This is a genomic window from Anaeromyxobacter sp. SG66 (genome assembly GCF_022690805.1).
Taxonomy (GTDB): Bacteria; Myxococcota; Myxococcia; order Myxococcales; family Anaeromyxobacteraceae; genus Anaeromyxobacter; species Anaeromyxobacter soli.
Window position 1 is genome coordinate 1 of the sequence record NZ_JALCZC010000130.1, and the last position, 10,720, is coordinate 10,720.

10 protein-coding genes are annotated in these 10,720 nt (G+C 74.7%); 9 read left to right on the forward strand and 1 reads right to left on the reverse strand.

Annotated elements, in window-relative coordinates; genetic code table 11:
- Positions 1-248: 248 nt before the first annotated feature.
- Entirely contained in the window at positions 249-638 is a 390-nt protein-coding gene (locus MNZ39_RS21370; RefSeq protein WP_242341125.1) for a TraR/DksA C4-type zinc finger protein, read from the reverse strand.
- A gap of 203 nt (positions 639-841) precedes the next feature.
- Between MNZ39_RS21370 and trmFO the strand changes: the two genes are divergently transcribed.
- From trmFO to MNZ39_RS21415, 9 genes are all read left to right on the forward strand, one after another.
- Positions 842-2,197: a methylenetetrahydrofolate--tRNA-(uracil(54)-C(5))-methyltransferase (FADH(2)-oxidizing) TrmFO gene (gene trmFO / locus MNZ39_RS21375; protein WP_242341126.1), complete on the forward strand. Its 1,356-nt coding sequence runs from the start codon at positions 842-844 to the stop codon at positions 2,195-2,197.
- A complete protein-coding gene (locus MNZ39_RS21380) occupies positions 2,149-3,738 on the forward strand; it encodes a hypothetical protein (protein WP_242341127.1) in 1,590 nt (529 codons plus the stop codon). Before trmFO ends, MNZ39_RS21380 begins: the two co-directional genes overlap by 49 nt.
- A 74-nt stretch (positions 3,739-3,812) precedes the next feature.
- A complete protein-coding gene (gene xerC / locus MNZ39_RS21385; protein WP_242341128.1) occupies positions 3,813-4,742 on the forward strand; it encodes a tyrosine recombinase XerC in 930 nt (309 codons plus the stop codon).
- A gap of 77 nt (positions 4,743-4,819) precedes the next feature.
- On the forward strand, positions 4,820-5,365 hold the full coding sequence (gene hslV / locus MNZ39_RS21390) for an ATP-dependent protease subunit HslV (protein ID WP_242341129.1): 546 nt from the start codon (positions 4,820-4,822) through the stop codon (positions 5,363-5,365).
- A gap of 3 nt (positions 5,366-5,368) precedes the next feature.
- The gene (gene hslU / locus MNZ39_RS21395) at positions 5,369-6,766 is read left to right on the forward strand and encodes an ATP-dependent protease ATPase subunit HslU (RefSeq protein ID WP_242341130.1); all 1,398 of its coding nucleotides are present in this window, start codon (positions 5,369-5,371) and stop codon (positions 6,764-6,766) included.
- 103 nt (positions 6,767-6,869) lie between these two features.
- On the forward strand, positions 6,870-7,721 hold the full coding sequence (locus MNZ39_RS21400) for a c-type cytochrome (RefSeq protein ID WP_242341131.1): 852 nt from the start codon (positions 6,870-6,872) through the stop codon (positions 7,719-7,721).
- Between the two features lie 56 nt (positions 7,722-7,777).
- On the forward strand, positions 7,778-8,986 hold the full coding sequence (locus MNZ39_RS21405) for an acetylornithine transaminase (protein WP_242341132.1): 1,209 nt from the start codon (positions 7,778-7,780) through the stop codon (positions 8,984-8,986).
- 18 nt (positions 8,987-9,004) lie between these two features.
- The gene (argF, locus tag MNZ39_RS21410; protein WP_242341133.1) at positions 9,005-9,934 is read left to right on the forward strand and encodes an ornithine carbamoyltransferase; all 930 of its coding nucleotides are present in this window, start codon (positions 9,005-9,007) and stop codon (positions 9,932-9,934) included.
- 119 nt (positions 9,935-10,053) lie between these two features.
- Positions 10,054-10,720, forward strand: a 667-nt coding sequence (locus MNZ39_RS21415; RefSeq protein WP_242341134.1) for a DnaJ domain-containing protein, incomplete at its 3' end; no start/stop codon positions are given.

Sequence of the window (10,720 nt, forward strand, 5' to 3'; positions counted from 1 at the left end):
CGGGGCGCCAACGCGTTCGCGGCGAAGCCGCCACGCGTAGGCGCACGGGACCCGGCGAGCAGGGGTGGGGCCCCGACGACGGCGGTCAGCCGTCGGCGGGGCGGGGGCGCAGCCCCCGTCAGATCAACGCGCCTACGCGTTCGCGGCGAAGCCGCCACGCGTAGGCGCACGGGACCCGGCGAGCAGGGGTGGGGCCCCCGACGACGGCGGTCAGCCGTCGGCGGGGCGGGGGCGCAGCCCCCGTTAGATCAGATCCCCGGCTGGGGCGGCGCGACGAACCTCGGCGCCGCGGCCCGCTCGCTCCCGGCCGCGCACTCCGTGCAGAGGAGCGCGTAGGGGAGGGCGGCGAGCCGCCGCGGGTCGATCTCCTGGTCGCAGTCCTTGCAGATCCCGTACGTCCCCGCGTCGATCCGCGCGAGCGCGGCGTCGATCTGCTGGAGCTCCCGGCGCTGGTTCTCGGAGAGGCGCGCGAGGGTGTACGCCTCGTGGTCGGTCTGCGCCCCCTCCTCGAACTCCGGATCCCGCTCGGCGGAGCGGAGCGCGTCGAGCTCGGCGTCGGCGCGGCGGAAGGTCTCGAGGATCACGCGGCGGCGGCGCTGCAGCTCGCTCTTCAGCGTCTCGAACCTGTCGTCGGCCACGTTGCGTTCCTTTCGTCGGGACGGTAGATGGAGCGCGCCCGGTCCGGCCGAAACCTCTCTCGCCGCCGCCCCCCGGGCCCCGGGCGCGCCCGGCTCGAAACCTGCGCACCGCGGGTCGAGGCGGCCAGGTCGTCGGGGTTCCGAGAGATCGGTAGGCGCCCGGCTGGCGGGGAGCCAGCCATGCGATGGGACGACGGGTGGTCATGGGACAGGCGCACGTGACGGTGATCGGCGGCGGGCTCGCGGGGAGCGAGGCCGCGTGGCGGCTCGCCGAGGGCGGCGCCGAGGTGGAGCTCGTCGAGATGAAGCCGGGCCGGCGCTCGCCCGCTCACACGCAGGGCGGCCTCGCCGAGCTCGTCTGCTCGAACTCGCTCCGCTCCGACAACCCGCACAACGCGGTGGGGCTGCTCCACGAGGAGCTGCGCCGCCTCGGCAGCCTCGTCCTCTCCGCCGCCGACGCGACCCGCGTCCCGGCGGGGGACGCGCTCGCCGTGGACCGCGAGCGGTTCAGCGCGCTCGTCGGCGCGCGGCTCCGCGCCCACCCTCGCGTGCACCTTCGGGAGGAGGAGGTGCTGCGCCTCCCCGAGGGGCCACAGCTCGCGCTCGTCGCGACCGGGCCGCTCACGGGCGACGCGCTCGCCGCGGACATCGCCGCCTTCGCGGGCGGCCGGCTCCACTTCTACGACGCCATCGCGCCGATCGTGGCGGCGGACTCGATCGACCGTTCGATCGCGTACGCGCGCTCGCGGTACGGCAAGGGCGCCGGGGACGACTACCTCAACCTGCCCTTCGACGAGGCGCAGTACCGCGCCTTCGTCACGGCGCTGCTCGCCGGCGAGAAGGTGCCCGCGCACGACTTCGAGGAGCCGCGCTACTTCGAGGGCTGCCTGCCGATCGAGGTGATGGCCGAGCGGGGCGCGGAGGTGCTCGCGTTCGGGCCGATGAAGCCGGTGGGCCTCGAGGACCCCCGCACCGGGCGGCGCCCGCACGCGGTGGTGCAGCTCCGCCGCGAGGACGTGGAGGGGACGGCGTACAACCTCGTGGGGTTCCAGACCCGCCTCACCTGGCCGGAGCAGCGGCGCATCTTCCGCGAGCAGGTGCCCGGCCTCGCGAACGCCGAGTTCGTGCGCCTCGGCCAGATCCACCGGAACACGTTCCTCGAGGCGCCTCGCGTCCTCGCGCCGGACCTCTCCGCGCGGGAGCGGCCGCACCTGTTCTTCGCGGGCCAGATCACCGGGGTCGAGGGCTACGTGGAGTCGGCCGCGTGCGGGCACCTCGCGGCGCGCGCGATCCTGGACCGGCTCGCCGGAAGGGGCTTCCGCCCGCCTCCCCCGGCGACCGCGCTCGGGGCGCTCCATCGACATCTCACCGGCGAGGCCCATCCGCCGGGGTACGATTACCAGCCGTCGAACGTCGTCTTCGCGCTGTTCCCCCCGCTCACCGGGCGCCACCGCGGCAAGGCCGCGCGGAAGGAGGCCCACGTCGAGCGGGCGCGAAAGGAGATCGCGCCGTGGATCGACCCCGTTGCGGACGCCACCCCTGGAGCCTCCGGGCCCTGACCCTCGCCGCCGCGGCCGCGCTCGCGGCGGGATGCACCGGCGAGCACGACGCCGCCAAGAAGCACGGGCTCGGCCGCGCGGTGATGCGCGGGCAGGTGCGCGCCCTGAAGGCCTCGGCCGACGGCGCCTGGCTCGCGTTCCTCGACGGGTGCGCCGAGGTGAAGGGGCAGTACCTCCCGCCCCAGACCGCGAGCTGCGCGCTGCGGGTGGTGGCGGCCGCCGGCGGCGAGGCCCGCAAGGTGGCGCCCTCGGTCACCACGCTCCCGCACGGGTTCGCGTGGGCGCCCCAGGGCGCGGTGCTCGCCGCGCTGGGCGAGTACGACTACCTCTCGGGCGCGGGCACGCTCTACGTCGCCCGCGCCGGCGGCGAGCCGGCGAGGATCGCCGACGGCGTGACGTTCACCGGGTTCGTGCCGGGGAGCGAGCGCGTGGCGGCGATCGCGGGCGGGCGTCTGCTCTGGGTGAACCCCGGCGAGCCCCCCGCGTGGCTGCCCGGGGCCGAGGGCCTCTCCTCGTTCGAGCTCCTCGCCAAGGACGGCGCGCCGCGCGCCGGGGCGACCACCGCGCTCGCCCGCCGCGGCGTCCGCGCGGGGGGGACGCTGCTCGCCGTTCGCGCCGCGAGCGAGCCTCCCGCCCGCGTGGCGGAGCGCACCGGCGAGTACGCCTTCGCGCCGGGCGGCGCGGCCTACGCGTTCACCGTCCAGACGGCGACCGGGTACGACCTCATGCTCTCGACGGGCGGTGCGCCGGCGCGCGTCGCGCGCCAGGCGGGCGCGTTCGCGTTCTCGCGGGACGGCGCCGCGCTCGCCTACGTCGCGGGGATCGCGCCCGGGCAGCAGGGCGAGCTCCACGTCGGCCCCCTCGGCAAGCCGGGCGCCCTGTGCGGTCGCGAGGTGGGCGAGTTCCGCTGGGCGGCCCGCGCGCCGCGCCTCGCCTGGCTCGAGCAGTACGATCCGCGAGTCCGCGCGGGCGTCCTCGGCGCGGGCGGCCCGGGGCAGTCGCCCCGGACCTTCGGCGCGAACGTCTCCGAGTTCGAGGTCTCGGCGGACGGCGCCCACGTCGCGATGCTGCAGCACACGACCCGGGGCGGGTACTCGGTCGACCTCGCGCTCGCGCACCTCGACACGCCGAAGGGGACGCCGGCGGAGCGGGTCGCCCAGGGCGTGTTCGGCTTCGCCTTCTCGCCCGACGCGCGCTGGCTCTACTACCGCACCCGCTGCACGCGGAACGGCGAGGCGTGCGACCTCGAGCGCGTCCCGGCCGCCGGGATCGCCGGGGGGAAGAAGCCGGAGGCCGTGGCGCAGGGGGTGAAGAGCTTCGAGTTCGACCCGCGCGACCCCGGGCGGCTCCTCCTCACCTGGCAGCGCTCCGACATGATCGCGCTCGACGTCGCGCTCTGGGAGGGCGGGAAGCTCCGCTCGATCGACACGCACGTGCTCCCCGGCACCGCTCGCTTCCTCGGGCCCGACTCGCGGGGCGTCGCCTACGCGGTCGCGGACCCGAAGCGGGCGGGGGTGTACGTGGCCGACCTTCCGAGGTGAGGGGCGGCGCGACCTCGACCTCGACCTCGACCCAGAATTCGCCTCCCGCCCACCCCGGTGCTACCGATCGCAGCGTGCCCGTCGACGAGGGGACCCTTCCGCCCGAGATCCAGCGCTTCGCGGCCTACCTCCGCACGGAGCGACGCGCCTCGCCGCACACGGTGAAGGCGTACCTCACCGACCTCGCCCAGTACGCTGCGTACCTCGCGAGCGCAGGGCAGGGGGTCGTGCCGTCCTCGCCCGCGATCGTGCGCGCCTTCCTCTCGCGCGCGGCGGCGGACGCCGGCGCGACGAGCCTCGGGCGCAAGCTCTCCGCGATCCGGACGCTCTACCGGTTCCTCGTGCGCGAGGGGCTCGCCCAGGCGAACCCGGCGCGCTCGGTCTCCGGTCCCAGGCGCCCGAAGCGGCTGCCCGAGGTCCTGCCCGAGGAGGAGGTCGCCGCGCTCGTGGAGTCCCCCGCGCTCGCCGCGCCGCTGGAGCTGCGCGACCGCGCGTTCCTCGAGCTGCTCTACGCGAGCGGGCTGCGCGTCTCGGAGCTCACCGGGCTCGACCGCGGCTCGGTCGATCTCGGCGGCCGGCTCGTGCGGGTCCTCGGCAAGCGCAGCAAGGAGCGGATCGTCCCGTTCGGCGTGACGGCGGCCGAGGCGATCGGCCGCTACCTCGACGAGGCGCGGCCGGTCCTCGCGGCGGGGCGCGACCACGCCGGCGCGCGCGAGGCGCTCTTCCTCAACTACCGCGGCGGACGGCTCAGCCCACGCTCGGTCGCGCGGCGGCTCGACCGGGCGGTGATCGCGACCGGGCTGCCTCGCCACGTGCACCCGCACGTGCTGCGCCACTGCTTCGCGACGCACCTGCTCGGCAACGGCGCCGACCTGCGCGGGATCCAGGAGCTCCTCGGGCACGCCTCGCTCTCGACGACGCAGCGCTACACCCACGTGGACTGGAAGCGCCTCGCCGCCGTCTACGACTCCGCCCATCCGCGCGCGAAGCGCGAGCGGAGCTGACCCTCGCGCTCCGGCCGCCGCGTCCCGCGGCGATCTCCGCCGTTGCCCGGGCGCCCGTCCGGCGCTACCTACGGGCGATGCGCCCCTTCCACGGCACCACCGTCCTCTGCGTCCGCCGCGACGGCAAGGTCGTCATGGCGAGCGACGGGCAGGTCACGCTCGACAAGACGGTCATGAAGTCCACCGCGCGGAAGGTCCGCCGGCTCGCCGAGGGCTCGGTCCTCGCGGGCTTCGCGGGCGCGACCGCCGACGCGTTCCAGCTCTTCGAGCTGTTCGAGAAGAAGCTCAAGGAGCACGCGCGCTCCTTGCCCCGCGCGGCCGTCGAGCTCGCGAAGCAGTGGCGCACGGACCGGCTCCTCCGGCGCCTCGAGGCCATGCTCGTCGTCGCGGATCGCGAGCACGTCCTCGTCCTGTCCGGCGCGGGGGACGTCATTGAGCCCGATCCCGTCCCGGGCGGAGCGGTCGTCGCCATCGGCTCGGGCGGTCCGTACGCCGTCGCGGCCGCGCGCGCCCTCCTCGCCCACTCGCCCCTGCCGGCGCGGCAGATCGCGGAGGAGTCGATGAAGCTCGCCGCGGAGATCTGCATCTACACGAACGCGAACCTCACGCTCGAGGAGCTCTAGGCCGTGAAGCCCCAGGATCTGTCGCCGAAGGAGATCGTCGCCGAGCTGGACCGCCACGTGGTCGGGCAGGGCAACGCGAAGCGCGCGGTGGCGAACGCCCTCCGCAACCGCTGGCGCCGCCAGAAGGTCGGGCCGGAGCTCAAGGACGAGATCCTGCCCAAGAACATCGTGATGATCGGCCCGACCGGGGTGGGGAAGACCGAGATCGCGCGGCGCCTCGCGCGGCTCGCCGGGGCGCCGTTCGTGAAGGTCGAGGCCTCGAAGTTCACCGAGGTCGGCTACGTGGGGCGCGACGTCGACGCCATGGTGCGCGACCTCGTGGAGGCCGCGGTGAAGCTCGTGAAGGAGGAGGAGGTCGAGAAGCTCCGCGAGCGGGCGCGCGAGGCGGCGGAGGAGAAGGTCCTCGACGCGCTCGGGTACGGTGGCGGGTTCGGGCTCGGGTTCCGCAGCGCGGTGTCGCGCGTGCGCGGGGAGGGCGAGGGGGAGGCGCCGCCGGCGGCCGGCGGCCGCGAGCGGGCGCGCGCGCAGCTCCGCGCCGGCACGCTCGACGACGAGCTCGTCGAGGTGGAGCTCACCGAGAAGCCGCCGCCGATGCCGTTCATGGCGCCCGGCATGGAGGACATGGCCCAGGGCCTCCAGGACATGATGAGCCAGCTCGGGAACAACCCCATCGTGAGCATGCTCGGGGGGGGCCAGAAGAAGCGGAAGCGCAAGGTGCAGGTGAAGGAGGCGCTCGAGCTCCTCACGCAGGAGGAGGCCTCCCGGATGGTCGACATGGACCGGGTGGTCCGCGAGGCGCTCGATCGCGCGCAGAACGCCGGCATCATCTTCATCGACGAGATCGACAAGATCGCTGGGCGCGACGCCGGGCACGGGCCGGACGTGTCGCGCGGCGGCGTGCAGCGGGACCTCCTGCCCATCGTCGAGGGGTCGAACGTCAACACCAAGTACGGGGTCGTGAAGACCGACCACGTGCTCTTCATCGCCGCCGGCGCCTTCCACGTGGCGAAGGTCTCGGATCTCATCCCCGAGCTGCAGGGCCGCTTCCCCATCCGCGTCGAGCTCGAGCCGCTCGGCCGGGAGGACCTCGTCCGCATCCTCAAGGAGCCGAGGAGCTCCCTCGTCCGCCAGTACACCGCCCTCCTCGCCACCGAGGGCGTGGACGTGCAGTTCCGCGACGACGCCGTCGAGGAGATCGCGCGCATCTCCGCGGAGGTGAACGAGCGGATGGAGAACATCGGCGCGCGCCGGCTGCACACGGTGATGGAGCGGCTGCTCGACGGCATCTCCTTCGACGCGCCGGACCTGCGCGGCCAGCGGATCGTCATCGACGCCGCGTACGTGCGGGAGCGGCTCGAGGGCATCGCCCAGGACGAGGATCTCGCCCGGTACATCCTGTAGCGGCGGCCCGCCGTCCACCCCTCCGGGCGGCCGATCGCTCACCGCCCCACGTGCCCGCTTGCCGCGGGCGAGCCACGGACCGACGGTGGCTCCGGAGGTCACCATGCTCTCCCGCCGCCTGGCCCCGCTCGCGCTCGTCCTCGCCGCCGCGGGGATCGCGCCCGCGGCGGCGCGCGGCGCGGAAGAGGCGCCCGCCGCGCGCGAGCTGCCGGAGGGGCCGCTCGGGGACACGATCCGGCTCGGGAAGGAGCTCTTCGAGCGGACCGGGACGCACCCGCTCACGCGTCGGTACGTGAAGAACGCGCTGAGCTGCGCGTCCTGTCACCCGCAGGCCGGAGCGCAGGCCGGCGGCGCGACCCTCGTCGGCGTCGCGGCGGCCTATCCGGCGTGGTCCCCGCGGGAGAAGGCGGTCATCACGCTCGAGGATCGGGTCCTCAACTGCTTCATGCGCAGCATGAACGGGCAGCGGCCGCCGAACGGCGGCGCACCCGCCGTCGCCATCACCGCGTACCTCACGTGGCTCTCGACCGGCGAGCGGATCGCGCAGAACCCCAAGGCGCCGCTCGGGCCGCGCAGCTTCCCGAAGCTGTCCGTGGATCCGGCCAAGGTCGACACGGCGCGCGGCGCCGCGCTGTACGCGGAGCGCTGCGCCGCGTGCCACGGCGAGGACGGCCAGGGCGACCCGCCGGTCTGGGGCCCGCGTTCGTACAACGCGGGGGCGGGGCTCGCGGACGCGACGAAGCTGGCGGGGTTCCTCAAGGTGACGATGCCGCCGGACGAGCCGAACCTCCAGGACGGCGAGGCGGTCGACCTCGCGGCGTTCGTGAACGCGAAGCCGCGGCCGGACTTCGACCTGTCGCGTCACCTGGGGCCGTCCGGCGCGTACAACGCGACCGTACGAGAGGAGCGCGTCCGCGCGCCGACGTGGCCGCCGCGCCCCGCCGGCAAGCGCTGACCCGCGGGGCCCGCGCCGCTCTAGAACACCCGCCCCGCCGCTGCTATAAGCGCTAGATGACCGGCAACAACGAGGCCGTCGCAAAGCGCGCGCAGAAGGTGCTCACCCCCAACTACCGGCAACAGCCGGTGGCGATCGCGCGCGGCGAGGGCGTCCGGGTCTGGGACGCCGACGGGAACGAGTACCTCGACTTCCTGGGCGGCGTGGCGGTCAACGTGCTCGGGCACTGCCACCCCGCGCTCGTGAAGGCGCTCGAGGAGCAGGCCCGCACGGTGTGGCACGTCTCCAACCACTACTTCATCCCGCGCCAGGTGGAGCTCGCGGAGGCGCTGCTGAAGGTGACCCCGTGGGCCAGCCGCGCCTTCTTCTGCAACAGCGGCGCCGAGGCCAACGAGGCGATGCTGAAGCTCGCCCGCAAGTACCACCACGACCTCGGCCACCCCGAGCGCAACGTGATCGTCTCGTGCGACGACTCCTTCCACGGACGCTCGCTCTTCACCGTCACCGTGGGCGGGCAGGAGAAGTACCGCCAGGGCTTCGAGCCCCTCGTCCCCGGCGTACGCCACGTGAAGTTCGGCGACGTCGCCGCGCTCGAGGCCGCGCTCGACGGCACGGCGGCGGCCTTCATCGTGGAGCCGATCATGGGTGAGTCGGGGGTGATCCCCGCGCCCGAGGGGTACCTGCAGGCGGCGCGCGAGCTCACGCGGCAGCGCGGCGTGCTGCTCTGCCTCGACGAGGTCCAGACCGGCATGGGCCGGACCGGGAAGCTGTGGGCGCACGAGTGGGCGGGCGTCGTCCCCGACCTCATGTCGAGCGCGAAGTCGCTCGGCGGCGGCTTCCCCATCGGCGCGCTCCTCGCGTCGGAGGAGGTCGGCCAGCACCTCACGCCCGGCAGCCACGGCAGCACCTACGGTGGCAATCCGCTCGGCTGCGCGGTGGCGCTCGCGGTGCTCGCGGAGCTCGCGGGCGGCGTGCTCGAGCGGTCGCGGGAGGTGGGCGCGCGGCTGCGGGCGGGGCTCGAGCGGCTCGCCGCCGGCGGCCGGGTGGCCTCGGTGCGCGGCCGGGGCATGCTGCTCGCGCTGGTGGTGAAGGGCGTCTCGGCGGCCGAGGTGATGAAGGGCGCCCGCGCCCGCGGCCTGCTCGTCAACGCCATCGGCGAGGACGTGCTGCGCCTCGCTCCTCCCCTCAACCTCACGGCGGCCGAGGCGGACCTCGCCGTCGAGCGGCTCGCCGCCGCCCTCGCGGCGGCGCCCGCGAAGTCCTGATCCAGCGGAGATCCCCCCATGGCACGCCCGACCGGCACGAAGCGCGACTTCCTCCGCCTCACCGATCTCGACCGCTCCGAGCTCCTCGAGCTCGTGGAGCGCGCCGCGGAGTGGAAGCTCCTCGGCAAGCGGGGGCCAAGGCCCCTCGAGCACGCGACCATCGGCCTCGTGTTCGAGAAGGCGTCGACGCGGACGCGCGTCTCGTTCGCCGTGGCCGCCTACCAGCTCGGCGGCGACGCCATGATGCTGTCGCCGCGGGACACGCAGCTCGGGCGCGGCGAGCCCATCCGCGACACCGCGCGCGTCCTCTCTCGCTACCTCGACTGCCTCGTCGTCCGCACCTTCGAGCACGAGAAGATCGAGGAGATGTCGCGCTACGCCTCGGTCCCGGTGGTGAACGCCCTCACCGACTCGTCGCACCCCTGCCAGCTCCTCGCCGACCTGCTCACCGTGACCGAGCGCTTCGGCGCGGACGCGCTCTCGAAGGGCGGGCTGTCGGTGGCCTGGATCGGCGACGGCAACAACATGGCGAACAGCTGGCTCGAGGCCTGCGTCCTGCTCGGCTTCGACCTGCGCATCGCGTGCCCCGAGGGCTACGATCCCGATGCGAAGCTCCTCGCCCGCGCCGGCGCCCACGCGCGGGTCGTGCGCTCGCCGGCGGAGGCCGTGGACGGCGCCCACGTCGTGAACACCGACGTCTGGGCGAGCATGGGCCAGGAGGGCGAGGCGGCCGAGCGCCAGCGCCGGTTCGCGGGGTTCATCGTCGACGAGGCGCTCATGCAGAAGGCGCGTCCGGAGGCGATCGTCCTGCACTGCCTCCCGGCCCACCGTGGCGAGGAGATCTCCGACGGTGTGCTCGAAGGGCCGCAGTCGGCGGTGTTCGACGAGGCCGAGAACCGGCTCCACGCCCAGAAGGCGCTGCTTGAGCTGCTGCTGTCCCCCCGCTAGAGGTGGGTCCGGCCATACCGGGCCTTTCGGGTGGCGCACCATCCGTGGTGTGCCGCGTTGACCCTCCCCGTGACGGCCGGTAATGTCGCCTGGCCAGCGGGTGGCGGGGGTCATCTGGCTTGAACAGCGACAAATTCAGAGGGTTCCGGTTCGCACCCGCGGACCTCGCCGAGGACGTCGAGCTCGAGCTCGACCGTCGGAAGGACGTCCTGTTCGCCGCAGCCCACGCGGACGGCTGGACCCACTGGGAGGCGCTGGGCCTGCCGTGGAACGCCTCGGTGGAGGCGGCCCGCGCTGCCTACCTCGAACAGGTGAAAGTCTTCCACCCCGACCGCTACGCAGGGCGCCGGCTCGGGAGCTACCGGGAACGGCTGGAGCGGGTGTTCCGCAGGGTCACCGAGGCGCGGGACGTGCTCGCGGACGAGGACCGCCGCGCCGCCTACGCCCGGGAGACGGCGCCGCCCGAGGCGCGCGCGAAGCTCGAGGCTCGGCGCCTCGAGGACGAGCGTCGCGCGGCAGAGCGCCGGGCCCGGCTCGTCCGCCAGAACCCCATCGTCGGTCGCGCGTCGCGCGTGGGCGAGCTCGTCGCGCGGGGGAAGGAGGCGCTCGCGGAGGGCCGCCTCGCGCAGGCCGCGGCCGACCTGCAGCTCGCGCTCGGCCTCGACCCGCGCCACCCCGACGCCGTACGCCTCGCCCCGGAGGCCCGCCGCCGCGCCGCCGCGCAGCGTGGCGGGAGGCTCGTCGACGAGGGCGCGGCGGCGGAGGCCAGCGGCCGGCCGGGCGCGG

Coding starts and splice junctions, on each gene's coding strand:
- MNZ39_RS21400 (WP_242341131.1), top strand. CDS start 6,870: ATGCTCTCCCGCCGCCTGGCCCCGCTCGCGCTCGTCCTCGCCGCCGCG.
- MNZ39_RS21405 (WP_242341132.1), top strand. CDS start 7,778: ATGACCGGCAACAACGAGGCCGTCGCAAAGCGCGCGCAGAAGGTGCTC.
- trmFO (WP_242341126.1), top strand. CDS start 842: ATGGGACAGGCGCACGTGACGGTGATCGGCGGCGGGCTCGCGGGGAGC.
- argF (WP_242341133.1), top strand. CDS start 9,005: ATGGCACGCCCGACCGGCACGAAGCGCGACTTCCTCCGCCTCACCGAT.
- hslV (WP_242341129.1), top strand. CDS start 4,820: ATGCGCCCCTTCCACGGCACCACCGTCCTCTGCGTCCGCCGCGACGGC.